The following is a 25,932-nucleotide window of genomic DNA, read 5'->3' on the forward strand; positions in this document are numbered from 1 at the left end:
TCAACGCAATGCAACTATCCATCGGCCGCAATAAATACCAAGCCGATAAACATTGCGGAAAACGATCTAACGCGCGCGGAGTCGATCGGCTAGATTTGAAGACCTTCGCGCTTGAATCAGCGTGTTAGCCCGCCGTTCGCCTCGTTATCAACAACACCCAAGGATTTTCGACATGACACAACTGCCGCCTGTCGCGTTATCGGTTGGAGCGGATTACGAAAGTGTCGCCAGCCGCTTCAGGCCCATTTTCGAACACATTGCCGCAGGTGCGGTTGAACGCGACCAGCTCAGGACCTTGCCCTACGATCAGATTGCGGAGCTTAAGCAAGCGGGTTTCGGCGCGCTGCGCGTGCCTGTATCGCATGGCGGCGCCGGTGTCTCCATCAAGCAATTGTTTCGTTTGCTGATCGAGCTTGGCGCTGCCGATTCGAATCTCCCGCAAGCGTTGCGCGGCCACTTTGCTTTCGTCGAGGACGTGGTCAACGCGCCGCCAGGCGCCGAACGCGATCAGTGGTTTGCACGTTTCGTGCGCGGCGACCTGTTCGGCAATGCGTGGACGGAAGTCGGCAACGTTGTACTGGGCAGCGTCAACACGCAAGTATCGAAACAAGGCGGCCGCTGGGTCTTGAACGGCGAGAAGTACTACAGCACCGGCAGCATTTTCGCGGACTGGATCGACGTCTATGCGCAGCGCGCTGAAGACAATAGCGACGTCATTGTCGCGGTGGCCGCGAAGCAGCCGGGCGTGACGCTAAGCGACGACTGGGATGGTTTCGGCCAGCGCACCACGGGCAGCGGCACCACGGTGTTCAAGGACGCGGTGGTCGAACCGGGTCATGTTGTCGACTTCGCGCGGCGCTTTAAATATCAGACCGCGTTCTATCAACTGTTCCATCTTGCGACGCTGGCCGGCATTGCCCGGGCGGCTGAACTCGATGCAGCGGCGGAAGTGCGCGCACGCAAGCGTATCTATAGCCACGGCAATGCGCCGCATGTCAGCCAGGACGTTCAGATTCAGCAAGTGGTTGGAGAAATCGCGGCCTGGGCCTATGCCGCGGAAGCGATCGCGTTGCGCGCAACGGAGCCGGCGCAGCGAGCGTATGAGGCGCGTTTTGCCGATGAAGTCGATGCCGAAAAGCGCTTCAACATTGAGGCCGAAATAGAGTCGGCGAAAGGACAGATCGTGGCGACAGAACTTGCGTTGCGCGCCTCGACCCATTTATTCGATGCGCTGGGTGCATCGGCTATTGGTGGCGGCAAGGCGCTTGATCGCCATTGGCGCAATGCGCGCGCGGTCTCGTCGCATAACCCGATCGCGTACAAAGCCAAACTTGTTGGCGACTGGTCGATCAACCGGAAAGAACCCATTTACGTCTGGCAGATCGGGGCAGGCCCGGGACCGGGACCGGCATCCACTTAAGCTCATGTCTCCAGATGCGCTTTCAGTGCATCGATAAACACACGCACCTTCGGCACGGGATAACGTGCCGAAGGAAAGATGGCGTGAATACCCGCGGGCGGCGATGACCACGCCGGCAGCAAGCGCACCAGCCGTCCCGCTTCAACGTCCTCTCCAATCGAGAAATCCGTCAGGTAAGCCACGCCGCCGCCGGCCAATGCTGCCGCCCGACAGGTCGGCGCGGTGTCGGCGAAAAATCCGGGACTGAAGCGCACGGTCCGCTTGCCGCCGCGCGTGCTTTCGAGCGGTACGACCAACGGCTTCTGCAAAGCGGACATAGCGACGAACGGCAATTTCACGACTGCTTCTAGCGTGGTCGGCTTGCCCCATTGCGCGACAAATGCGGGACTCGCGACGAGCCATTTCACGAAGCCGCCGATCTTCACTGCGCGATGACTCGAGTCCGCCAGCCGCCCGAGCCGGATCGCGACATCGACTGATTCGGCGACCAGATCCACCTGCCGGTCCGCCGATACCAGTTCAATCCTGAGTTCCGGATGGTCTTGCTGCAGCCCGACGAGTACGGGCGCGATCACGCTTGCGCCATAGTCAATAGGCGTCGCCACGCGCAACGTTCCCCGCAGCACGCCGGACTCCTGCGCCAGCGCTGAGATGGCTTCTTCGGTGGCGCTCAGGATCTGCCGGCTCGCTTCGTAGAACGTCCTGCCCGCCTCGGTCACGCTAACCCGGCGCGTGGTACGCATGAGCAAGGTCGCCCCGACCTCCGCCTCCAGACGCTGCATGTGCGTACTCACCATGGTCTTCGCTATGCCGAGACGGTCGGCCGCGGCCGTCAGCGAACCTGCCTCCACCACCGCCGCGAAAACCACCAGCCGGTTGAGGTTCACAGCGCTCAGGCTAGTCATGGATTGTCCACTTAAAGAGGATTGTGTAACCAGCATTATCCGTCTTCTCATGTTCAATGCGGCGCTTTATGCTGGCTTCATTGAAAACCCGGTTCAAACCTTTACAGAGTCGATCATGCCCACGCCGCCCAAACCCCTTCAGCCCATACGTCTCCACACCACATTGCTTTCTGGCCATGGACATCGGGCGAAGCTGTTCCTGACATTGCTCGACCTGCCGTTCACCACCATCGAACTCAACATGAAAGCCGGCGATAACCGCAAGCCGGCGCATCTGGCACTTAATCCGTTCGGCGAAGTACCGGTGATCGAGGACGGCGATGTTGTGCTGTCCGATTCCAACGCGATCCTGGTCTACCTCGCGCGCAAATACGGCGATGCGTCGTGGTTGCCGGAGGATCCGGCCGGCGCGGCGGCGGTGCAACGCTGGTTGTCGCTGGCAGCAGGAAAGATTGCGTACGGTCCCTGTGCCGCGCGACTGGTCACGGTATTCGGCGCGCCGAAGGACTATGCGACCGCCAAGAAGATGGCAGAAGACCTCTTCGAGATCATCGATCCCGAGTTTCGCGACAAACCGTTCGCCGTGGGACAAACGCCGACCATCGCGGACATTGCCGTTTATACGTACATCGCTCACGCGCCCGAAGGCGGCATCTCGCTCGAACCGTACCCGCATTTGCGCGCGTGGCTGAAACGCGTCGAGGCGTTGCCGCGTTTCATCGCGATGCCCGCGACCAAGGCTGGCCTGCTCGCCGAGACCGCGTAACTCACATAAGCCGCTTAACTCCCGCGCGCACTTATCTTCCGCACGGCATACACTTCTCTGATACCGGGAACATCATGTCCTCTCTTGCACCCACTCGTGTTGCCGCACCGCCTTCGGGCTGGCGTGCCGTGGAATCGCCTTTTCATGCCGGCGAACTCGCCGCGCAGGAACGTGCAGGCGTGCGCGAGAGAATGGACGTCGATGCGCGTCGCGGGATTCGCGATTACATGCCCGAGCAGCATCGCCGGTTTTTTGCAGAACAACCGTTCATGGTGCTCGGCGGAGTCGATGAAACGGGCCAACCGTGGGCTACGCTGCGGGTCGGCGCGCCGGGTTTTATTTCAGCGCCCGATGAACGCACGTTGCGTATTGCTGGACGGAGTCTGGCAGGCGATCCGCTCAAGGCCACGTGGCAGGTCGGATCGGTGTTGGGCGGACTCGGTATCCAACCCGCCACGCGGCGGCGCAATCGTGTGAACGGTGTCATTACCGCCATCGACGATCAAGCGATCACGCTTGCCGTCAGCCAGAGCTTCGGCAATTGCGCCAAGTACATCCAGAGCCGTACGCCGGTCCAGTTCGATGTGGACGAAGCCGCGTCAGAAACGCCGCTTGTTTCGAATCATCTGAGCAATGATGACCGCGCGCTGGTTGCACGGGCGGATACGTTCTTCGTCGCCAGCGCGAATACGTCGAACGAAGCGGGCTTGGGACGAGGCGCCGACGTGTCGCATCGTGGCGGCAAGCCGGGGTTTATTCGCATCGACGATGACAACACGCTGACCACTCCTGATTTCAGCGGCAACCTGTTTTTCAATACCATCGGCAACCTGATGCACGATCCGCGCGCGGGGTTGCTGGTGATCGACTTCGAGAGCGGCGATCTGCTGTATCTGGCCGCGGTGGCCGAGATCATCTGGGATGGCGCGGAACTTCATTCCTTCGACGGCGCCGAGCGCCTGATTCGCTGGCATGTGCGTGAAGTCCGTCGCACGCCGCATGCGTTGCCCATGCGCTGGTCAGGTGTGGAATACGCACCGCAACTTGCGAAACTGGGTAGCTGGAAAGCGCCCGAGAGCACGCAAGCAGCCAGGAACGCATGGAGCAGGTTAACGGTCTCCAAGGTCAGCGACGAAGCGCCCGGCGTGCGGTCGTTCTATTTTCAGGCCGCTGACGGCTCAGCGCTTCCTGCATACGAACCCGGCCAGTTCCTGCCGATCCGCCTGCACGTTCCAGGGCTCGATGCGCCGTTGATCAGAACCTATACGCTCTCCGATGCCCACCAAAGCTCGCTGTATCGGATCACGGTAAAGCGCGAGGGTACGGCATCGACATGGCTGCATGAGAACATCAAGGCGGGCATGGAGATCGAGGCCAAGGCGCCGGGCGGCGCGTTCGTACTCGATCGGTCGAGCGGCCGCGCAGTGGTCCTGCTGTCTGCAGGCATTGGCATTACGCCGATGGTCGCCATGCTTAATAGCTTGCTTACCGATAAGAGCGGGCGTGCGCAGCCCGAGCACATTTATTTTATCCACGGTGCTCGCCGATCCGACGAACACCCGTTCGCAGAAGAACTCAGGGCTGCTGAGCAATTACACTCGGACCTCTCGGTGCATCTGCGCGACAGTCAGGCCGATGCAGGTCCCGTGGGCCGTGTTGATATTGCCTATCTCAAGAGCGTGTTGCCGTTTGGTGACTACGACTTTTACCTCTGCGGTCCCGGCGCGTTCATGCAGGATATGTACACCGGCTTGCGTGCACTCAACGTGGCCGATGACCGGATTCGCTTCGAAGCGTTCGGACCGGCGAGTGTCACGCGGACACAAAGCGCTGAGGCGGCATTGACCGTGACGAAGGCCGTTGCGCCACGCGATCTGGAGCGGTCATCGAAGGTGGTGTTCATGCGTACGCAGCGCGACGCGCGGTGGTCCCCGGAAGACGGAAGCTTGCTGGATTTTGCAGAGGCGAATGGCGTGCCGGTCGCGTCGAATTGCCGGTCCGGCGTGTGCGGTACGTGCGCGACGCGCGTGGTGTCGGGGGACGTGACCTATCCCGTGCCATGCGAGGGAGCGATCCCGGAGGGACATGCGTTGATATGCAGCGCAATCCCCGCGAGGATGGGGTCGGGAGAAGAGTCGGCGGTGGTGCTGGACCTGTGAGAGCGGCGCGGGAGTTGCATGTATTCAGAAGAAAATGAAGTCTTCATTGCTGTCAGGCAGAGCGCTTAACATGCGCTGAAACTGATACCCGCCAACCAGCCCGGCAACGCCGATGATGACCGCTAGCCACGCACGCGTAATGCGGCGCGGGTGAGTTTCGGATCTGGTAGGTGAATGCATCGCTTTCTTCAGTGTCGGCCGGCTCATTTAGCCAGCCGCCGCTGCGGTGTCCGGGAGCAGCGCAGCCAGGACATCGCTGAGTTCGGTCGTCCCGAAACGCCGCTCGCCAATTCCCTCTTCCACGTCGATGCGGCCCGCGTTGTGCGTATCGTAGAGATCCATGATGAGCTGTGCATGGCCGGCGCCAAGACCGGCGCGCAGCAGCATCGCCGGCCAATCATTGCGTGGTACTTCGTGCGCGCTGATCTCACGCCGGGTCACCTCGCTTAGCGCGCGGGCGACATCGAGCGCACAGACGCGTCGCGGACCTTCAATGCTCACTACCCCGCGTGGCGTCCCCACCAGCAGTTCTGCCGCGAGCAGCCCCACGTCCTGCGCCGCCACGGCTGGAAAGCGCTTGGTCAATGGATGATGCAGGCTCGGCAACTTCCCCGTTGCCAGCGCGGCCGGTATCACGCGTGCCCAGTTCTGCATATGCTCCGCTGCGCGCAACAATGTCAGGTTTTGAACCGATGTTCGCAACTGCTTTTCCAGCGCATGAAATAGCAATGTGATGCCTGTACCGTGGTCAAGTTCCGCGCCATAGTCGGACAGCGCCAACACATGAGACGGTGGATTGGCGCGCAAGGCATTCGCTACAACGTCGATCATGCGATGCATCGTGCTGCCGGGATGTGCATCGCCTGCCGGGAGTGGACACAGGACCTGTACCGCATCCGCGCCTTCTATGGCTCTTGCCACCGATGCCGGGTTCAGCAGATCGGCAAGCACGATCTCGCAACCGATGCGCCCAAGCCGCTCGCCTTGAGCTTCATTGCGAACCACGGCTCGGACCGCATGGCCTTCCGTGCGAAGCGATGCCGCGCTCACGCGCCCTACCTTGCCCGATGCTCCGAATATGACGAACACGTTCAACTCCTTGTTGGTCTCGATGAGGTCATCGTAAGGAGGTTGAGCGTTCCGGGCGCGCAGGGAAGGATCAGCATGCGCAGATACGGATGATTGATTGCGGCGCCGCCGCAAAATGGCCGAGTGCAAGATGCCGCTTCATCACGACGTCGAGCAAATTGACGAAAAACCCCGCACAATGCTCGCTTGCCGACCTATGCGAGGACCTGCCATGAATGCCGTGACACCATTGCCGTTGCCTTCGCCTATGCCTATGCCGCTTTCGGGCTCCCGCGTCAATTTGCGCTCCAGCAGCGGTCGCGGCTGGAAGGGTTTTGGTGCGGCGCTGCTGGGAATATCGGCGGGCACGCACCGGATTCCGGCCATGCCGCATCACCGCGTTGGCGTGCATGTCGGGGCGCCGGTCATGGCGCGCTGCCTGTGCGAGCAACGCCGCTATGCACGCGTTCAGGCGCACGGCGATGCCGACGTCATTCCCGCAGGACTCGAAGGCCAATGGACCGATGAATCGGACTGCACAATCCTCAGCATCTGGATCAGCGAATCGTTCACGCAGAAGACGCTCGAGCAACTCGAATTGACATCCGGTGCAAGCGCGATTCGTCCGCAACTCCAGATGCGCGACGCGCGTTTTCAACATCTGGCGTGGGCGCTGCAAGCAGAACTCGAAGCCGGCGATGCGTCCGATTCGCTCTTTGCAGAAAGCCTGTGCACAGCGATGGTGATCCGGCTAGCGGGCAATAGCGCCGATGGTGCCATCGCCACGCTTGAGGGGCGCCGGCGCACCTTGGCGCCGCGAACGGCTACCAATGTGATCGACTTTATTGAAAGCAATCTGGACCAGCGCCTAACGCTTGACGAACTCGCCGCGTTGGCCCAACTTAGCGTGCCGCATTTCAAAGTGCTGTTTCGCGAGACGCTTGGCATGCCGGTGCATCGATACGTCGTGCAGCGTCGCGTCGAACGCGCAAAAGCACTCCTGTTGCAAGGCAAGCTCAGCACCAGCCAGGTGGCGCTTGAAACGGGTTTTTCCCATCAGAGCCATATGGCGCACTGGATGAACCGGCTGCTCGGATTGACGCCGCGCGAGCTTGTCAAAGACGGCCGCGCTGTCGCCACTCTGGCAAGTACAACGAATACAACATTCACCACGCATAAGAAATCGCTTTCACGTTGAGTCGATGACCGAAATTTCAGGCACTCCGTTTGTCCCCACCTCCGAGCGTTCAACCGATTACGGTTTGTGGGCCTTAACGTTCAGCTATGTACTAAGCCAGTTTTTCCGCAGCTATGTGGCCGTGATTTCGACACAGCTCATCGCGGATTTTCATTTCACTCCGCAAATGTTCGGCTGGTTCTCCGGCGCGTTTTTTCTCGTCTTCGCCGCAGCACAAATTCCTGTCGGCTTCATGTTCGACCGGTACGGCGTGCGTTATCCCACGGCAGTCCTGATGAGCGTGGGCACGCTGAGCGCCGGCGTCGTCTCGGTCACGACCGACCCGCGTCTCGCCATCGTCGCGCAGGCCGGAATCGGGATCGGTTGCGCGCCCGTTTTCATGGGACTGCTCAACCACGTCCTGCGCCACGGCGCCGGACCACGCGATGTGCGGTCGATCACCACGGCCAGCGCTATCGGCATGGCGGGAGGATTGCTCGCGGCGTTCCCGCTAAGCTGGGGAACAGCCAACTTTGGCTGGCGCCCGGTGATGGCGTTATCAGCCATGCTGATGCTGCTGGCGACGCTCGGCGTTATCTTCTTCGTACGTCGACGCGACGAAAAACCTTTGCATAAAGAAGCGCCCGCAAAGACCGTACCGCCCGCCCGCACAAGCGGCTTGTGGACGTTGATGCCGGTGTGCCTGGCGATGTCGGTGGGTGGAACATTCCGCACGTCGTGGGGCGGACCGTATCTAGCCGATGTATTCGGCTTCGACGTGATGGCACGCGGCAATGCGATGACCGTCATGAGTATTGGCGGCATAGGCGCATCGTTTTGCATTCCATTTTTCGTGCGGCGATGGCCTCCCAAATCGTTGTCACTTGGCTGGCAAGCGGCCGGCATTCTCTCGGCACTCTTGCTCGCGTTCATGCCGCAACGAAGCCCGATCCTGAGCGTTGCTGCCATCTGCCTGTTGTTGTCGGTCGGCTGTATTCACCCGCTGGTCATGTCGCAGGCGCGGTCGATCATTGCGCCGAACAAGTTGGGGCTGGGCTTAGGTTTGCTGAATAGTCTCGTATTTTTGGGCGTGGCGCTGGCAAGCAGTATCTTTGGCTTGATCGCCGAGCATGCGCGCGTGACGGGCGTGTCGAGTGCTGATCTCTACTCCAGGTTGTTTGTTGTTACGGCGCTCCCGCTTACCGTTGGCGCGCTCGCTTTTTGGTTCAGCCCGGCAAGCGCGCGCAAGTAACACATCCCGTGTTATTTGCCCTTCGATAAGCAAACGCCCACGGCGTACCCGCTATCCGCCAACCATCCGCCGCCCCCTTCCCCACCCGCTGGCAACAACGGTCATTCCCGCCAGCGCCACGAGCGTAATGCCGTATACGTCGGTCGTCAGACGCAAGCCGACGACATGGGCCATCGTCCCCGCGATAATCGCCGGCACGCTGAACGCGAGATAACTCAGCACGTAAAACGCAGCCATCAGCCCCGCGCGTTCGTGCGCTTCAGCGAGCGGTAAGACCGAGCGCAATGCGCCTTGAAACGCCGACCCAAAACCCATGCCGGCCAGGGCAGTCCCGGCGAAAAAGATCGCCGCATTCCCCGCATGCACGCCCGTTAGCGTCACTACCAATCCGGCCGCGAGGACAACCGCGCCTGTCATCAGCAACCGGGGCGCGCTCAACGCGCGCAACAGCAGCACCGCTGCCAAGCCGCCAACCGTTAAAGCAAACACCACCCAGCCGCCCGTCATGACATCGGTGTTGCCAGTCACGGCGCGAGCAAGCGTCGGCCCTAGCGATAGATAGAACCCGCCCAGCGCCCATACCGCGACGTTGACCGGTGCAATGCGCAACATCGCCGCGCGCGCCGCCCGGGGCACACGCACGCGCGGCACTAGCGAAGCCAGAGTGCCGGGGCTGCGGCTCACCGTCTCCGGCAGCATCCACACGCCTACCGCCTGAAGCACGAATATCGCGACCAGCATGAAATAGACGGTCTGCATGGGCGCGGGCGCATAGTCGACCAGCAGGCTCGTGCCGAGCGCGCCCACGCCCATGCCTAACATCGGCGAAAGCGTATTGACCAGCGAACCGCGAGTACGGCTTGCATCGAGAATCGCAGCGCCCAGCGCGCTCGTGGCCGTACCGGTTGCAAAACCCTGAAGGACCCGTGCGAGGATCAGCACCTGGACGCTGTGCGCGCTAGCGAAGATCAGCATGGCCACGACCTCCAGCGCCACGCCCCCGATAATCGCCGGTCGACGGCCAATGTGATCGGACAACGACCCGGTCGTCAGCAGCGCGGCCAGCAGGCTGAATGCGTAGACGCTGAACACCAGCGTCAATGTCGCCGATGAGAACCCCCATGCCTCCTGATACAGCCGGTAAAGCGGTGTCGGCGCACTGGACGCGGCGAAGAACAATGCCGCGATGAACGCATAAAGCGGCAACGCGTAACGCGCCCTGTCGGGAAGAAACGGAGGATCGGTATTAACGGCCATTGCACGCTCCGGAAAATAAACGCAAAATAATTGCTTTAGTGAATTGTGCGCGCTGTTTTGCGTTAATGCAACTTTTTAGCTTTAACGAATTTAATCGATACGAGCGAACAACGCGGAGCGGAGAAGACAGGCAATGGCAACACGAGAAGGGTTAAGACCCGGTGGACGCAGCGCGCGAGTGCAGGAGTCCGTGCATCACGCAGTCAGGTCGCTGCTGGACGAAATGGCGCGCGAGGAAATCACTGTGCCGCAGGTCGCGGCGCGCGCCGGGGTGACGCCGTCCACCATTTACCGGCGCTGGGGAGATCTGCCGAGCCTTCTCGCCGATGTCGCCCTGCAGCGGTTTCATCCGGATAACGGACCGGCCGACACGGGTTCGCTGCGCAGCGATCTGGAAACCTGGGCGCAGGGATACCAGGAGGAGATGTCGTCGGAACCCGGCCGCGCCATGACTCGCGATGTACTGGCAAGCAACGACGCCCGCAGCCCTGCTTGCCAGTGCGCGGCCATTACGCGCTCGCAGATCCAGATGATCCTGGACCGGGCGGTCGAACGCGGTGAGACGCCACCCGATATCGATATCGTGATGGATAGCGTGGTCGCGCCGCTTATTTATCGCCTGCTCTTCGACGATGTCCCGATCGACCCGGCATTCGCCCGTAGCCGCATGGCGACATTGCTGGCAGCGAGCTGATAAGCATTTCACGAAGCGCATGCAACTCATCTGCTTAGGCATGCCGACCATAGTGAATAGCTTTCAAGCGAGCACGACGTATTCCACAATCGGGTCCCAGGCGGAATAAATCCGGCGGGCGGGCAGTCTTGTTAACACGTCTTATGGACGCGGTTGCGCATGGAATAACGATTGTGTACAACGTACCCATTCACGTCCGAGGTCTAAGGGAATGGCGATGCAACCGATTTCGCGTCATCTGCAACTCGGGTCGGGCGTGGTGCTCCTAACCTACTTGTTCCTCCATCTCGTCAACCATGCGCTCGGTATCTGGTCGCTTGATCTGGCGGGACGCGGTCTGATGCTCGCCATCACGCTCTGGCACAGCCTGCCCGGTACGATCCTGCTCTACGGCTCCGCCGCGCTGCATTTCTCGCTGGCCTTGCGCACACTCTACGGACGTCGTCACTGGGTGCTGCCCGTCGCCGAATGGATTCGACTTTGGGCAGGACTCAGCCTGCCTCTGCTGCTGATCCGCCATGCAGTGGGAACGCGCCTCGCCGCCTCGCTTTACGGCTTCGAACCGGACTACGAAAAAATAGTGATTTCCCTGATTTCGAGCGGCACACAGGGTTTGCAACTTGCGTTGCTTGCGCCGGGCTGGGTGCATGGATGTCTCGGACTCTGGCTACGTTATCGCCATCACGATTTCATGCGCCGCTCAAGGCCCGCGTTGCTGGCGTTGCTCATCGGGTTGCCGCTGCTATCGGCGGCCGGCTTCATGCACATGACGCGGACGGTGGAAGCGGCCAACGCCCATCTTCCCGCCGCTGATCCAAAACTGATGGCACATCGGGACTCGCTGGATGACTGGCGTCGTGATCTCCTGATGCTGTACGCGTCGCTGGTGATCGGCGCGGTGGCTGCCGGTCTGCTGCGCAATCGGCATGAGCGCCGGAATCTGGTTAAGCCCGGTTAACGCATGCGTTCCACGTTGCGCAGTTGATACGACCCCTTGCCCCTTGCCAAAATTAGTCTCAACATCTCGCCCTTGTGCATCACACGGTGGCATCATTGTCCCCTCGCTTCTTCCACGAGCCTCTAGCGAACATGTCGAATCTGATCGTGCATGGCGGCGTCCCCCTACGCGGGGAAATCACGCCGTCCGCCAATAAAAATGCTGTCCTCCCCATCCTTTGCGCCACGCTGCTGACTGACCAGCCCCTGCGACTTATCGGCGTCCCCGAAATCACCGACGTCAAAAAGATCCTCGAGATTTTCCGTACGCTGGGCAGCAACGTGTCGATGGACTTCTCCACCGGCATTCTCAACCTGCATCATCACGCAACCACCTTCGATCCCGTCGCGCATCATTTGCCCGAAGAGATGCGATCTTCCATCATGCTCGTGCCGCCTTTGCTTGCGCGCTTCGGCGTGGCGCGACTGGAAAACGACGTCAAGGGCTGCACGCTGGGCGTTCGCGAAATCGATCCGCATGTGGAGGTATTCGAGCGTTTTGGCGCACAGGTCGAGCGCACGACCGACTCGCTGATCGTGCGAAGCGCCAGGCAGATGACCGCGAATCATCACTGGCTGGACTATGCCTCGGTCACCACCACCGAGAACTTCGCGCTCTGCGCGGCCGCGGCGTACGGTACGTCGACGCTGGTCAACGCGGCATCGGAACCGCACGTGCAGGAGTTTTGCCGTTTCCTTGCGATGCTTGGCGTGCCCATCGAAGGCATTGGCACATCGCGTTTGAGCGTGACTGGCATCACGGGCGGCCGCAAGCTCAGTGGCGGAGAGTTTCGGTTCAGCGAGGACTTCCACGAGATTGCGACCTTCCTCGCGCTCGGCGCGATCACGGGCGGTGACATCGCGGTGAGGAATACTGCGCCCGACCAGTTCCCGCTGATCGACCGGACCTTCGCGAAATTCGGTGTGAACGTGGAACATAAGGACGGCTGGTCGCGTGCATTCCAGGACGGGCCATTGCGCGTGCGCCGGCCGTTCACGCAGAACATCCTCACCAAGGTGGAAGCTGCGCCCTGGCCGTATCTGCCGGTCGATTTGCTGCCCATCTTCATTGCGCTCGGCGTGAAAGCCGAAGGCAGCGCGATGTTCTGGAACAAGGTCTACGACGGCGCCATGGGCTGGTCGACGGAACTATCGAAATTTGGCGCGCACGTGTTCCTGTCGGACCCGCATCGGTTGATCACGTTCGGCGGCCTGCCCTTGAGTCCCGCGAAAGTGGAGAGCCCGTACATCATCCGCGTGGCGATTGCGTTGCTGATGGTCGCGGCGAGCATCAAGGGGCGTTCGGAGATCATCAACGCACTGCCGATCCGCCGTGCACATCCGCGCTTCGTGGAAAACTTGCGCTCGGTCGGCGCAGACGTGGAGTGGACCAGCAGCGAGTGACGCAAGAAGTAAAAAGGCGTCGCGACCGGTAGTCGCGACGCCTTCAGGCTTGAACCATGCCGCGTTGATCAAACATCCACCGGCACGGCTTCCTCTACATCACATCAAATCAATATCCGAGCGCGAGTCCCGAGTTACGACGCGGATCGTTCGCGCCATAGAAGCGATTCTTGCCGACCGGCTTGCCGCCCAGCGACGGCGCGCCCACCAGGATTGCCGCAACGTGATTGGCCGGTTGCGGACCCGAGAACTTCTGACCCCATCCTTCGAGGATCTTCTGCGTGTCGGGGCTCAGCGTGAAGCGCTCGAGATTCGTCGTTTCCGGCAGCCATTGCTGATGGAATCGCGGCGCATCGACAGCCTCTTGAATGTTCATCCCATAGTCGATCACGTTAAGCATGGTCAGCAGCGTCGCAGTAATGATGCGGCTGCCGCCCGGCGTGCCGACCACCATCACGGTCTTGCCGTCCTTCGTGACGATCGTCGGGCTCATGGACGACAACGGACGACGCCCCGGTCCAATCGCGTTGGCCTCACCCTGCACCAGCCCGTACATGTTCGGCACACCGATCTTCGACGTGAAGTCATCCATCTCGTCGTTGAGCATCACACCCGTCTTGTTTGCCATCACGCCCGAGCCGAACCAGTCGTTCAGCGTATAGGTCACCGACACCGCGTTGCCCCATTTATCGACGATCGAATAATGGGTCGTGTTGGTGCCTTCATGCGGCGCGACACCCGGCTTGATCTCCTGCGAGACTCCCGCCTTGTTCGGATTGATTGCTTCGCGGATCTTGGCCGCGTAGTTCTTGTCGAGCAGACGGTCCAGCGGATTCTTCACGAAATCAGGGTCGCCCAGATAGCTGTTGCGGTCCACATAAGCATGACGCATGGCCTCGATCTGATACTGCATGGCCTGGGCTGAACGGAAGCCGAGGCTTTGCATCGGATAGCCTTCGAGGATATTCATGATCTCGCAGATAGCGACGCCGCCCGAGCTCGGCGGCGGCGCCGAGACCACGTGGTAACCACGATAATCGCACTCGACCGGCGCGAGTTCGCGCGTCTTGTACTGGTCGAGATCGGCCTGCGTGATGATGCCCTTGCCGGCTTGCGTCGACGAGACGAGTGCATTGGCGACCCAGCCCTTGTAGAAGCCGTCCGGACCCTTGGCGCTGATCTCGCGCAAGGTCTTCGCGAGGTCTCGTTGCACGAGCCGCTCGCCGACCTGGTACGGTTCGCCGTGGTTCAGGAAGATCGCGCCGGAGCCCTGCGGATCCTTCTTGAAGTCGTCAGTTGCGGTCCCGAGGATATCGACGTCGCCCTGGTCGAGCACGAAGCCCTCTTGAGCATATTTGATGGCCGGTGCGATGACATCGGCGCGCTTCATGGTGCCGTATTTCGTCAGCGCCATTTCCATGCCGGACACCGTGCCCGGCACGCCGACGGCCAGATAACCCTTCGTGCTCAGGTTCGGGATGACGTTGCCGTCCTTATCCAGGTACATGTTCGCGGTGGCGGCCAGCGGCGCTTTTTCGCGAAAATCGAGGAAGGTCCGGCGGCCATCGGCGAGCTGGATCGTCATGAAACCGCCGCCGCCAATGTTGCCGGCCGCCGGGTAGACCACCGCGAGGGCGTAGCCGACGGCGACGGCCGCATCGATTGCGTTACCGCCGTCCTTGAGCACGTCGACGCCAATGCGCGTGGCGAGATGCTGGGCAGTAACGACCATGCCGTTCTCGGCGGCTACCGGGGCTTGCGAAGCGGCCTGCGCGCCGGCATAGCAAATGGCGAGCGCCGCCGCAAGAAGCGACTGGGCTAGACGATCGAATTTCATTGTTTGAATGTCCGTTGCTGAGTAGATGGAAACTGCGTGGAACCTGCGAGGAACCTGTGAGAGACGTGCGAAAGGCGTGAGAACGCTCGTGCAGCAGTGACCTGGCGTCCCGTCTCGAGCAGGCCGCCAAGTCACCGCGCACAATACCAACAAAGATTACAAACGGAAACCCGCAAAAGCCGCAGTAGAAAAACGGGGCTTAAGCTGCTTTGGTTAGCTGAGCGCGCAGGTCGGTCAACGACTTGCGCTGCCCGCCTTCGGCATCGAAATTCTCGGGCGCGAGCCAGAGTTCGAACGCCGCGCGCACTGCGGGCCATTCGCTGTCGATGATTGAAAACCACGCGGTATCGCGTGTGCGTCCCTTGTAGAGCACGGCCTGCCGGAAGATGCCTTCGAACTGAAAACCCAGCCGCGCAGCCGCTTGGCGCGAAGGCGCGTTCAACGCGTCGCACTTCCATTCGTAGCGGCGATAGCCGAGTTCATCGAACGCATGTTTCATTAACAGGAACTGGGCTTCTGTCGAGATCGGCGTGCGTTTGAGCAGCGGCGAGAACGCCACGTTGCCGACTTCGATAACCCCATTCGCCCGGTCGATCCGCATCAGCGACAGCGTGCCGATCGCGGTTCCCCGCTTCAGGTCGATGACTGCATAGTGCTGGGGATCAGGACTGACCGCGGCGCGTTCGACGTACTCGAGGTAGCTCGCTGCATCGTCGAACGGGCCTACCGGCATGTAGGTCCAGTCACGGCCATCCGGAGCTTGACTGAAGGCAGTGAACAGATCGGCTGCGTGGTGCGGTTCGAGCGGCTCAAGCCGGCAATATTGGCCTTCGATAGCGTTGCGCGGCGGGTGCACGCGCGCCGTCCAGTGGGGCAAGGATTCGCCGATGGGTTGCTGATACTGATTCAAGGTGCTGGGCATAACGGTTCCTTGGGCGACAGGGTGGCAATCGTAAAACAGGAGCTTAAACGCAGGCGAAGCATGTGCTAACGTACGCGAATCATGGAACCTTAAAAAGTGCCACATTCCCTATTTTTCATGGCTCCACGTTCGTGGCTTTCGCAATTTTCCTGATGCGCCTATGACAACCGCCGCTTCGTCGCCTGTGCCGCAAACTCCGCTTGAGGCGCCGCTCGCCAAAGGTCCTGGCGCGGCGCCTATGCAACGCCAGTTGCATCATCGATACAAGGAAGCCATTCTTCGCGGCCATCTCGCGCCAGGGAGCCGTCTGCCGGGTTCGCGCGCGCTGGCGGAGTCGTTGGCGATCTCCCGCAACACCGTGACTGCCGCGTACGACCTGCTGGCGGCGGAGGGGTATGTGCAACCAGACCGGCAAGGTACGCGGGTAGCCACGTTGTCGCGTCCGGCGCCGCTGCAAGGCAAGCGCGCTGCGCCGCCGGCGCCCGCCATTGCGCAGCGGCTGACGCGCATTCAGGCTGCCGCGCCGCCGTCCGACTGGAGCGCCGCATTGCGCCCGGGTGTGCCGGCCTTGTCGCATTTTCCGCTGGCTGCTTGGCGCCGTGCGATCGATCGTGCGATTCGAAACGCGGGGCCATCGGCGCTTGGTTACGGCGATCCTTTGGGTGAGCCGGCGTTGCGCGCATCGATTTCGCGGCACTTGGGTTTAGCGTGGGGCGTGCGATGTGAGCCGGCTCAGGTTGTGATTACCGAGGGCGCGCAAGAGGCGCTGTCGCTGTGCGTGCGCTTGTTGACCAATGCCGGCGATACGGCCTGGATCGAAGACCCGGGTTATCGGGGAGCGAAGGCGGCGATGCGTGCGGGCGACCTGCGCATGGTGCCGATGCGCGTTGACGCCGATGGTCTGATCGCTCATGAAAGCGACTGGAAGTCGCAGCCGCCACGGTTGATCTACACGACGCCTTCGCACCAATATCCGGCGGGCGCGGTGCTGACCGTTGCGCGTCGGCTTGAGCTGATCGCGAAGGCGCAGCAGCATGGCGCGTGGATTATCGAGGATGATTACGACAGTGAATTCCGCCACGCGGGCGAGCCGATTGGTGCGATGCAGGGTTTAGTGGCGCAGGCGCCGGTGCTGTATGTGGGTACGTTCAGCAAGACGATGTTTCCGTCGTTGCGACTGGGGTTTCTTGTGCTGCCGGAGACTTTGGTCGCGCAGATGCGCGCGCCGCTGGACGACATGTTGCGAGGTGGTCATCGATATGAGCAACTTGCGTTGGCGGAGTTTATTGAAAGTGGTCAGTTTAGTCGGCACTTGGGGCGTATGCGGCGTTTGTATCGTGACCGGCAGCATGCGTTGAGAGATGCCTTGACGCGGCACATGCCGGTGACGCATGTGATTGAAGGCGGGTATTGCGGTTTGCATTTAACGGTACGGTTGCCGGCGTGTTATCCGGACAAGGAGATCGCCGATGCGGCGCGGCAGCATGGTATGGCGCCCACGCCGTTGTCAAGTTTTGCGCTGCAGCCTATGGCTGGGGATAACGGTCTTGTGCTCGGGTATGGGAATACATCGGCGGAGTTGTTTGAGCCTTTGGTTCGGGCTTTGAGTAGGGTGGTGGGTGGTTCGTTCGCACTGGTGTAGTTCGCTTGCGCCCGCCTAGGTTCGCTCGTGGCGGTGGACGGGAGGGTTTGGGGCGGAGTGGTTGGGTTAGTGCTGGATTGCTAGGTTCTGGCGTTAGCGGGGCTGGGTCTATGCCGGGGTGCTGCTTTCCAGGTCTTTGCGCGTTCGGTGTTAGCTGTTTTCTTTATCACTATTAGCCACTGCGCGTGGCGGCGCGTCATTTCTTGGTCCTTAGCGACAAAGAAACGAAGCAAAGAAAACGCTTTTAACAGCTCTACCCTAAGTGTCCACAGCGTGCAGTTCCATTTCATGGGTGCCCCAAAAGCACGGTGCTCGCAAGAGCGAAGGATGTTTGAACCCCTCCTTCTCGCGAATCCTGACAGTAAAACGCTTCGCCCCGTACGCTCTCGGGCAAGCACCATTGACTGAACCTGCCCAAGGGGCGCCCCGCGCTATCCGCGGAAAACCAATCACCGAATTTGTACGCACACCGAACCACCTAGCCAACCCTCCTCGAAACAAAGCCACCAAATCGCATGAGGCCGTAACCAACGAAATAAGGACAGCCCACTAGCTGGCTCGCCAAAACTGACGCCGTGGTACACAGGCTGTAAGTCACGAATATGACTGCGCGGATCAGGCAGTTGGTCCACGAAGAACCGAAGCATTGGATGCACGTGAGGTCGTGTAGGTACCATGGCAAATCGTGTTTGCCCGAGAGCGCGGGCGGTGACGTGTCGCGGTCTGGGAGAGCGCATCCATGAGTACGCGTGAGGCCGTGCCGGTCCGTGGGGCACGGGTGCTTGCCCGAGAGCGTACGGGGCGAAGCGTTTTACTGTCAGGATTCGCGAGAAGGAGGGTTTCACACATCCTCCGCTCTTGCGAGCACCGTGCTTTTGGGGCACCTATGAATCAAAACTGCACGCTGTGGACACTTAGGGTAGAGCGGTGAAAGCGTTTTCTTTGCTTCGTTTCTTTGTCGCTTTGGACAAAGAAATGACGCGCCGCCACGCGCAGTGGCTAATAGTGATAAAGAAAACAACCAACGTATAACTCGCGAAGACCTGGAAAGCAGCAACCCGGCATAGACCCCGACCGCTAACGCAAGAACCCCGCACCGCCCACCCCCCGCCCACCGGCGCGAGCGAAATTACACCAGAACATCAGAAAACACCCGATTAGCAAAGCGGCTCGAATCCGTCCCGCTGCTCAACACACCCACCGTCTTCAAATCGTCCGCGTACAACGCAATTTCCTTCTTAAACGCATCCCCCGTCGGATGATGATGATCCGTATGACTCTTGAGCATGGCAGTCAACTGCGCCACATCCGCTTGCGGCGCATACTGCGCAAAGATCGCCGCCGCATCCCCCGGATGATTCGCAGTCCATTCCGTTGCATCGAGCAAAGCCTGTGTCAATCCCTGAGCCGCCGCACGATCCTTCCTCACCAGCGACCCACGCACGCCAAGCACGCAACACACACGCGTTTGATACTCACCGCACAAATTATTCGACACTTCATACAGATGATCCGACTCCCGCAGCATCCAGATTGTCGGATCTCCATCCGCAATGGCGTGGACCTCACCCTTCTTCAATGCCTCACCCAACAGGTTGGCCGGATACTGCCTCCACTGAACCTGACTGTCCGGATCAATGCCAAGCTTCTTGAACACAACCGCGAAGAAATTCTTGGTGGGACTCGCCATGTCGCTGACACCAATCGTCTTCCCGCGCAAACCCTGCAAATCGACAATTCCCGAACTGCGCGTGGCAAGCAAACGCATGCAGCCGCCGTGAATCCCGGCAGTGAGCTTGACATCGAAACCCTGTTCCAGCGGCTTGATCCAGCGCAGCGCCATGCCCACCCCAGCATCCGACTTGCCGGTTGCAATGGCCTCAAGCAACTGGTCCGTCGAGCCAGCAAAGTTGATCAGCTCAACGTCCAGGCCGCGCTTGGCAAAGAAGCCCTGCTTGACCGCCACCGGTACCGGCGCGGTACAAATCGATCCGGCATTCCACGATAACTTCAATTGTTTCAACTTGCCGTCATCAGCACGCGCAGGCAGTCCGGCAAGGCCAAACGATGCCCCGCCAAGTGCCGCCGCCCCCGCGGTCCACACGGTCTTTCGCAACCAGTCGCGCCGCGACAGGTTCTCCGGCACGATGACTCTCGCGCCGCTATCGGCATCAGGACGATTCATCAAACATTCTCCACGGGTCGTTCGTTATTGATGTTTTGTTTGTGTAATTCTGATCGGGAAACTTGCTTACCGACTCAAGCAACCAGACCAAGTAATGCCAGCACTTCGCGCCTGAGTTCGACTAGCTTGGGATCATCGCGATGACGCGGATAGGGCGCGTCATTACGCACTTCCGCAGTCACGCGTGCCGGACGCTCGCTGAAAACAATCACCCGGTTCGCCAAGAACAACGCCTCTTCCACATCGTGTGTCACGAGCAGGACAGAGAAGCGCGCGTCCAGCCACAACTTCACCAGTTCGCCCTGCATGCGCAGCCGCGTGAGAGAGTCCAGCTTGCCGAATGGCTCATCGAGCACCAGCAACTCGGGATCGTTGACCAGCGCCCGCGCCAGTGCAACACGCTGCGCCATGCCACCCGACAACTGATGCGGATACGCCGCCGCAAAGTCGGTCAGGCCGACCAGTTGCAACGCTGCGTCTATGCGCTGTTCCGCCGAACGCGCACCTTCGGGAAGAGGCTCAATCGAGGAGCGCGCCGTGCTCCACGGAAACCGCTTGCGCCTTCGTTGCGCCTCGGGGCCCAAGCCAACATTGCCGCGTACCGTACGCCACGGATACAACGTCGGGTCCTGAAACACCACGACCCGCGACGGGTCCGGTCCACGTATAGCCACGCCGTTGGACGACACGGTACCGACAGCCGGCGCATCAAGTCCGGCCACGAGCCTGAGCAAGGTCGACTTGCCGCAGCCGCTCGGCCCGAGCAACGCGACGAATTCACCCGGGGCGACAGAGAAGCTGACATCGTCGAGAACGGGCAACGCTGCGCCGTGCAGCGAGAATCGATGACTGACTTCAGTGACGTCGATACGCGCGCCGGCTGCGGCTGCCCTGAATGCCGGTTGCGCTGATTGCGCCGCTTGCACAGTCTCTTGCGCCACGCCTTGCGTGCTTACCATTTCAACAACCCCTTCTGCCAGGCAAGTAACCGGTCTCTAAAGCGGAACAGCAACGTGATGAGCCCGGAACACATCAACGCCATCACCAGCAACGCCGCATACATGTTCGAATAAGCCGCCCATCCCTGCGCCCATTGCAAATACCAGCCGAGCCCTGCTTTGACACCCATCATCTCGGCCACGATCAGCACGGAAAACGACGCGCCCAATCCCATGAAAAGTCCGACGAACACCGACGGCAACGCGGCTGGTATGGCAACCTTCAGGATCAGGAAACCGGGCCGTGCGCCCAGCGTGCGGGCAATATCGTAGAACGCGCTGTTGACTCCGGCGACACCCGACCACGTCAGCACAGCCACGGGAAAGCCGGTCGCAAGCGCGATCAGGAACACGCTTGCGCTGAAGCTCGATGGAAAGAAAAAGAACGCCAGCGGCAACCATGCGGTAGCTGGTAACGGACCGATCAGCCGCAATACCGGATGCAGCCAGTACCCCACCGCCCGCGACCAGCCGATGCCAACGCCCGTCACAAATCCCACCACCGCGCCGATCACATAACCATAAGCAAGCAATCCGAACGAATGAGCAACGCTCGAACCAAGGCGCGGGAAATCATCGAAATAAACTGCGATCAGTGCTTGAGGGGGTGCAAAAAACGGCCGGGGCAGCCATTCGAGTTTCGCAGTAAGTACTTCCCAGGCGGCCACGCCCACCGCGAGCGCGACTAGCCAGGGCATAGCCTTGAGCCAGCGTTCAGCGCGGGGTTGCGCCGTATCGGGTTGGCGCGCCAACAGGCTTCTGCGCGCAGCCACGCCGATCAACAACGCTGTCAATGCGAGCACGAGTTTGAGCACGAGCAGATGGCCGGTGTACGGCCACTCATCCGCGTCGGGCCACCAGCGTGTCAGGCCTGCACTGGCAAGCCATGCGAACGCTGCCAGCCACGCCGGCAGCAAACTCGTGCCCACCGGGTTCAAAGACACCGCGCTGACGCGGGCTGATTGCGTCCGGATGCTTGGCGCATGCTGCTGGAACCCGACGCCGGGATGTCCCGACGCCGGATCTAAATGAGGAGTGCCGGACATGATGGGGAAGGCCCTCGTGACGTTGATATAAGCCCGGCGCGCTGGCTCTGGAGCGTGGTTTTGCCACGGCGCGCTGGAAAGCTACAAACGTCAAGACTAACGACGCTTCGGCCTCTTAACAATTATTCGTTTGCGATATGTTTATGAAGCCACACGCTTAATCGATTGCACGATTTGTTCAGACGATGTCAGCCTTCTCGCCCTGCCACACGCTATGCGCATAGAGCGTCTCGCTAAAATCCGGAGGGATGTCGCCATTCAGACGCGCTTCATGACGATCAAGATCGGCGAGAAACAGATCGCGGCTGATCCGGCTCACCACCGCCGGGATATCGCGTTTCATGCTCGGCACGTCGCCTACAGGCACGCCGAAGCTAACCAGGCCCGCGGGGTTATAGACGTGAAGGTTCGCAAGATGCAGCGCCGTTCCAGGAATTTTTTCCAGATACTCAAGCGCCGCACCAAGATAGGGATGGGCGCCGAGATAGTCATCGCGCTCGTTATCTGCGGGGACATACCGGTCGCGCCACAGCAAAATATCCTTCGATATCGCTGAAAGCTCGGGACGCACGGCCGGATCGATAAGGTAGCCCGTCCCCGCGATGGCAAAGTCGACGTGGAATTGTTCGTTTCCCACTCGGGCTGCAATCCGCCCACCCTCCGCGCTCGCATGCGTCCAGGCCGCGCCAAGATGCAGATGGAAGTTCGGATGCTTCGTCACGCGCTCCACGGCATCGACCGGCGGCGTCGAGCCCGCCTGCCGAAAGCGTAATGCCTGACGCCAACGCAATGCGTCCGGTAACGCGGGATAGTTGTCGTACGCGCCCGGATATGCCCGAGTCCGGGTAACAGGTACGGCGGGAATCGCAGCGCGGCGCACAAACAGATGCACTTGCGCGGCGCCCGTTTCCAGCGCCGTGGCGGCCGCGTCGAAGGCAGATGCCGCACCGCCAATCACCGCGACCACTTTCCCGTTGAGCGCGTTGAAATCGATAGCCTCGGACGTATGTGCATAGAGCGAGCGCGGCAGGTTTTCATACAACACGGGCGGTATTTGCGCAGCGCCGTTACCCGCTACGCCGTTGCACAAGATGACCTTGCGTGCGGTCTCCACATGCTCCTCCCCCGCCGCGTTCAGCAAGCGCAACCGGAAGTGCGAGTCCACCGGTTCTATGCGTGCGAGCCGGGTGCCATAGCGAATCGGGATCTTCAGGAAATGCCGATACCACCCAAGATATTCAGCCCAGCGCTCGCGCGGAATCCGGTCGATATCCGCATAAGCCGCCGCGCCCCAACGCGCTTCAAACCACGCCTGGAAGCTCAACCCCGCGACGCTGAGTTCAGGTCCGATCAGCGCCTTCGGTGTACGCAATTTGTTCATGCGCGCCCGATTCGTCCAGACACCCGCGCCTGCGTCGTCGGCTGCCGCATCGATCACTGACACCTTGCCAATACCCGCGCGCCGAAGCGCGAATGCGAATGCGGCGCCCGTCTGTCCGCCGCCGACGATCACGACGTTATGGTCAATGCCTGCCCGGTCCGGCACCCAGTTATCCGGGTCGGGACCTAGCAGTCGCAGTGCGTCGAGCGCGTTTGCATCGGGATTGGGCGTGGTTGTCATCGAGCGGGTTCAATCAGGAAATGGAGGAATGTTCAAGATATTGAAAAGGGACGCGCGCACTGGCAACCAAACAATTCAACTTTGCTTAGACGCTTTTTTCGGAACGCATTAGCTATGGCCAGCTCTGCGCCTTATTTCGACGAATACTCCCGATGCCACGCGAGCAATTGCTGTGAGGGAGGCATGTGCCACTTATTCCCTTCATCGATGAGAAAACCGCTCCGGTGCCACTCCTTCACGATCTTGTCGAGCGCCGCGACCGTGTCGGTCTCGCCCTTGCGCACCCAGATCACCGACGGCGACGGAATCAGTTGGTCAGGTATCGGCGATTCATAGTCCTGCCACTCGCCCGAGGTACTCGCGAGCCGCGCCTGGATACCGGGCGTCACATGAACCGATGCCACGCACGTCCCGCCGCGCAGCGCCAGTAGCGCTTCGGGCATGCCCTTGAAACCCTTGACCTGTGCCCCGTATTGTTCAATCAGCGGACGCGTGTAGTTGCTGCCTTGCGATACGCAAACAGGCTTGCCGCGCAGATCGTTCCAACTGTGGATACCCGCGCCCTTGTGCACCATCGCGGAGCCGCCGATCTCCTCGAACGGCGTGGGCACATGACTCAGTATCTCGTCGCGCTCTTTCGTGTACTGCATGCTGGCGATCAGCGCATCGACCTTGCCCTGCTGCAGAAATTGCACGCGGTTCGGAGGGGTGACTTCCACCGCTTCAAATTTCACGCCGAGCCGCCGGGCGAGATCTTGCGCAAGTTCGACGTTGTAACCGACGGGCTCGCGAGTCTGCGGATCGAGCGAACCGTAGGTGCCGTCGAGCACGACTCCGACGGTAAGCGTCCCGCGTGCCTTGATCCGGTCGAGGGTGGCATCGGCGTGAACGGTTTGCGAGAGCGCAAGCGTCGTCAGGGAAACGCTTAAGAAGGCGGTGAAGCGAAATTTCATTGGCCGGGACTTTCTGTTGCGGGTGCATCGATACGAAATACAGCGAGTTCGTCAGGCGCGCACTGTGCGATCAGACCGGTCTCCCAATCGAGATAGTCGCGAGCGGCCTGGAGGTTGCCATCGTGGCGATCGTGGACAAAGAAGAGATAGTCGATGCGCTCTGCATCGGCGGGAACATCCGGTGTCGATGCAAGCGCTAAGCCCGCTTCTCTCCACGTATCGACTCCACTGGCGGCAAGATAAAGCGACGTGAATCCCAACTCGCGCAGGTCCGTTGCAGCAATGCCCGCTACTGCAGGTTCGTCTGCGAATAGCAGCAGCGTGTCGCCCGGTTCGGCCTTAAGCGAGGCGAGTGTTTTCGCAAGAAGCGGGCGAATCGACCAGTGTGCGCCAGCAGCATGTTCGCGCTTGTAGGCGGCACTCGACCGCAGATCGAGCAGCAATACATGCCCCGTTGCGGCTTCGCGCAACGCGGCTGCGTCGAGCAGCGGCAAGGACGATTGTGGCGACGCAATCTGCTTATCAACGTGCAGCGAAGTGGCATTGCGGGCATCGATTAACGCGGCCTCAAAGCCCAATTGCACGAGCCATGTAGCGATGACGGGAGCACGCACGCCGTCGTAATCAACCAGCAAAACGCGGGCACGCCGCACACCGATGGTCTGGTCGGTCGCCTGCACCAATTGCCCTCCGGGGGCGTGAATGGCGTTTGGCAGACCATCGCGTGCGAATTCTTCAGGCGTACGGACATCGATGAGAAAAGTCGCCCGGTGCGAATCAGCCAGCCATTCTTGTGCGGCGGAAGCATCGAACGTTGCAACGTGGAAGCGCGCGGCAAGCTTGACCGCGCGCGCTTGCGCGTCAGCGACCGCAGCTTCGTTCAAAACATCAGGGTAGCGGCGCTCACTGCCATGTTCGAGCTTGAGCCCCGCAAGCGCCCAGCCTTGCGTGCCATTCTCCAATGCGATCACCGGATTCAGCACGCCCAGGTTACGCAAGGTCTGCGCGCCGATAATGCTGCGAGTACGTCCGGCGCAATGGATCACAATCGGCGTCGTTGGGTCTGCAACAAGCGTTCCGATCCGATACGCCAGCTCGCCGTTCGGCACAGAAACAGCGCCGGGGATTGTCATCTTCCGATGTTCATCGGGCGTGCGTCCGTCGAACAACGCATGGGCCTGCCCTTCTTTGATCAAAGCCGCGAGTTCTTCCGGCGACAAATGCGGCGTCCCGTGCGCGTGTTCAACGAGTTCGCCAAAGGTCTTCGATGGCAGGTTAACCCCTTTAAACAGCGTATAACCCGCTGCCAGCCAGCCGGGGGTACCGTCGCGCAGGATAGAGATATTCGTGTAACCAAGCGCTCTCAAGCGACGTGCAGCGTGCACCGCGATACCTTCGCCGTCGTCAAGCAGGACGATTCGCGTGTCGGGCCTTGGCACCAGTCGCGGCGCGTCTATTTCGAGCCGGCTATACGGCAACGGGACGGCGAAGAACGGATGTCCTTCACCGAATTGCCCGGCTTCGCGGACATCGAGCAAGGCGATTTCGGCTTCATCGTTGAGCCATGCGCGGACACTCGATGCATCGATGAAAGCAGCGTCGTTTTGGATTAAGGTCATCGGGGAAGGGT

Annotated in this window: 20 protein-coding genes; 9 read left to right on the top strand and 11 right to left on the bottom strand. The window is 60.7% G+C overall.

Translation table 11 applies throughout. The features are described 5' to 3' along the window. Nucleotides 1-172: 172 nt before the first annotated feature. On the top strand, nucleotides 173-1,420 hold the full coding sequence (locus ACSQ83_RS26740; RefSeq protein ID WP_436230228.1) for an acyl-CoA dehydrogenase family protein: 1,248 nt from the start codon (nucleotides 173-175) through the stop codon (nucleotides 1,418-1,420). A gap of 2 nt (nucleotides 1,421-1,422) precedes the next feature. Here ACSQ83_RS26740 and ACSQ83_RS26745 read toward each other — a convergent pair whose 3' ends face one another. After that, complete coding sequence (locus tag ACSQ83_RS26745; RefSeq protein WP_436230229.1) at nucleotides 1,423-2,325, bottom strand: LysR family transcriptional regulator; 903 nt, start codon at nucleotides 2,323-2,325, stop codon at nucleotides 1,423-1,425. Between the two features lie 115 nt (nucleotides 2,326-2,440). Between ACSQ83_RS26745 and ACSQ83_RS26750 the strand changes: the two genes are divergently transcribed. After that, nucleotides 2,441-3,091 carry a glutathione S-transferase family protein gene (locus ACSQ83_RS26750; protein ID WP_436230230.1) on the top strand — a complete coding sequence of 217 codons (651 nt, stop codon included), beginning with the start codon at nucleotides 2,441-2,443 and terminating at the stop codon, nucleotides 3,089-3,091. A 74-nt stretch (nucleotides 3,092-3,165) separates the two neighbouring features. Further along, nucleotides 3,166-5,250: a 2Fe-2S iron-sulfur cluster-binding protein gene (locus ACSQ83_RS26755; RefSeq protein WP_436230231.1), complete on the top strand. Its 2,085-nt coding sequence runs from the start codon at nucleotides 3,166-3,168 to the stop codon at nucleotides 5,248-5,250. A 207-nt stretch (nucleotides 5,251-5,457) separates the two neighbouring features. Here ACSQ83_RS26755 and ACSQ83_RS26760 read toward each other — a convergent pair whose 3' ends face one another. Then, on the bottom strand, nucleotides 5,458-6,339 hold the full coding sequence (locus ACSQ83_RS26760; RefSeq protein WP_436230232.1) for an NAD(P)H-binding protein: 882 nt from the start codon (nucleotides 6,337-6,339) through the stop codon (nucleotides 5,458-5,460). Between the two features lie 211 nt (nucleotides 6,340-6,550). Here ACSQ83_RS26760 and ACSQ83_RS26765 point away from each other — a divergent pair, with 211 nt between their 5' ends. Continuing rightward, nucleotides 6,551-7,516 (top strand): helix-turn-helix domain-containing protein, encoded by a 966-nt coding sequence (locus tag ACSQ83_RS26765; RefSeq protein WP_436230233.1) that lies wholly within the window; start codon nucleotides 6,551-6,553, stop codon nucleotides 7,514-7,516. A gap of 4 nt (nucleotides 7,517-7,520) precedes the next feature. After that, the gene (locus tag ACSQ83_RS26770; protein ID WP_436230234.1) at nucleotides 7,521-8,747 is read left to right on the top strand and encodes an MFS transporter; all 1,227 of its coding nucleotides are present in this window, start codon (nucleotides 7,521-7,523) and stop codon (nucleotides 8,745-8,747) included. A 51-nt stretch (nucleotides 8,748-8,798) separates the two neighbouring features. Here the strand turns inward: ACSQ83_RS26770 and ACSQ83_RS26775 are convergent, their stop codons facing one another. After that, nucleotides 8,799-10,004 carry an MFS transporter gene (locus tag ACSQ83_RS26775; protein WP_436230235.1) on the bottom strand — a complete coding sequence of 402 codons (1,206 nt, stop codon included), beginning with the start codon at nucleotides 10,002-10,004 and terminating at the stop codon, nucleotides 8,799-8,801. 133 nt (nucleotides 10,005-10,137) lie between these two features. Here ACSQ83_RS26775 and ACSQ83_RS26780 point away from each other — a divergent pair, with 133 nt between their 5' ends. The 3 genes from ACSQ83_RS26780 to ACSQ83_RS26790 all read left to right on the top strand — a co-directional run bounded on the left by ACSQ83_RS26780 (nucleotide 10,138) and on the right by ACSQ83_RS26790 (nucleotide 13,098). After that, a complete protein-coding gene (locus ACSQ83_RS26780; protein ID WP_436230236.1) occupies nucleotides 10,138-10,698 on the top strand; it encodes a TetR/AcrR family transcriptional regulator C-terminal ligand-binding domain-containing protein in 561 nt (186 codons plus the stop codon). Between the two features lie 217 nt (nucleotides 10,699-10,915). Then, nucleotides 10,916-11,656: a hypothetical protein gene (locus ACSQ83_RS26785; protein WP_436230237.1), complete on the top strand. Its 741-nt coding sequence runs from the start codon at nucleotides 10,916-10,918 to the stop codon at nucleotides 11,654-11,656. Between the two features lie 131 nt (nucleotides 11,657-11,787). Beyond that, entirely contained in the window at nucleotides 11,788-13,098 is a 1,311-nt protein-coding gene (locus ACSQ83_RS26790) for a UDP-N-acetylglucosamine 1-carboxyvinyltransferase (protein WP_436230238.1), read from the top strand. A 109-nt stretch (nucleotides 13,099-13,207) separates the two neighbouring features. Here the strand turns inward: ACSQ83_RS26790 and ggt are convergent, their stop codons facing one another. Both ggt and ACSQ83_RS26800 read right to left on the bottom strand, forming a co-directional pair. Beyond that, nucleotides 13,208-14,830, bottom strand: a complete 1,623-nt coding sequence (ggt, locus tag ACSQ83_RS26795) for a gamma-glutamyltransferase (RefSeq protein WP_436230259.1) — start codon at nucleotides 14,828-14,830, stop codon at nucleotides 13,208-13,210. 304 nt (nucleotides 14,831-15,134) lie between these two features. After that, nucleotides 15,135-15,857, bottom strand: a complete 723-nt coding sequence (locus ACSQ83_RS26800; protein ID WP_436230239.1) for a GNAT family N-acetyltransferase — start codon at nucleotides 15,855-15,857, stop codon at nucleotides 15,135-15,137. 160 nt (nucleotides 15,858-16,017) lie between these two features. Here ACSQ83_RS26800 and ACSQ83_RS26805 point away from each other — a divergent pair, with 160 nt between their 5' ends. Further along, nucleotides 16,018-17,499, top strand: a complete 1,482-nt coding sequence (locus tag ACSQ83_RS26805) for a PLP-dependent aminotransferase family protein (RefSeq protein WP_436230240.1) — start codon at nucleotides 16,018-16,020, stop codon at nucleotides 17,497-17,499. Between the two features lie 1,129 nt (nucleotides 17,500-18,628). On the opposite strand, the gene ACSQ83_RS26810 is transcribed toward ACSQ83_RS26805, so the two are convergent. The 6 genes from ACSQ83_RS26810 to ACSQ83_RS26835 all read right to left on the bottom strand — a co-directional run bounded on the left by ACSQ83_RS26810 (nucleotide 18,629) and on the right by ACSQ83_RS26835 (nucleotide 25,921). After that, the gene (locus ACSQ83_RS26810; protein ID WP_436230241.1) at nucleotides 18,629-19,684 is read right to left on the bottom strand and encodes an ABC transporter substrate-binding protein; all 1,056 of its coding nucleotides are present in this window, start codon (nucleotides 19,682-19,684) and stop codon (nucleotides 18,629-18,631) included. A gap of 74 nt (nucleotides 19,685-19,758) precedes the next feature. Then, nucleotides 19,759-20,643, bottom strand: a complete 885-nt coding sequence (locus ACSQ83_RS26815; RefSeq protein ID WP_414949942.1) for an ABC transporter ATP-binding protein — start codon at nucleotides 20,641-20,643, stop codon at nucleotides 19,759-19,761. Further along, nucleotides 20,637-21,728, bottom strand: a complete 1,092-nt coding sequence (locus tag ACSQ83_RS26820) for an ABC transporter permease (protein ID WP_436230242.1) — start codon at nucleotides 21,726-21,728, stop codon at nucleotides 20,637-20,639. Before ACSQ83_RS26820 ends, ACSQ83_RS26815 begins: the two co-directional genes overlap by 7 nt. Nucleotides 21,729-21,906: 178 nt before the next feature. After that, nucleotides 21,907-23,349 carry an NAD(P)-binding domain-containing protein gene (locus ACSQ83_RS26825; protein WP_436230243.1) on the bottom strand — a complete coding sequence of 481 codons (1,443 nt, stop codon included), beginning with the start codon at nucleotides 23,347-23,349 and terminating at the stop codon, nucleotides 21,907-21,909. Nucleotides 23,350-23,480: 131 nt separating this feature from the next. Continuing rightward, nucleotides 23,481-24,302, bottom strand: coding sequence for a transporter substrate-binding domain-containing protein (locus ACSQ83_RS26830; RefSeq protein ID WP_436230244.1), 822 nt, complete (start codon nucleotides 24,300-24,302; stop codon nucleotides 23,481-23,483). Then, on the bottom strand, nucleotides 24,299-25,921 hold the full coding sequence (locus tag ACSQ83_RS26835) for a rhodanese-like domain-containing protein (protein ID WP_436230245.1): 1,623 nt from the start codon (nucleotides 25,919-25,921) through the stop codon (nucleotides 24,299-24,301). Before ACSQ83_RS26835 ends, ACSQ83_RS26830 begins: the two co-directional genes overlap by 4 nt. Nucleotides 25,922-25,932: the final 11 nt, after the last annotated feature.

Source organism: Caballeronia sp. LjRoot29 (assembly GCF_964252755.1).
In the GTDB taxonomy this organism is placed as follows: Bacteria; Pseudomonadota; Gammaproteobacteria; order Burkholderiales; family Burkholderiaceae; genus Caballeronia.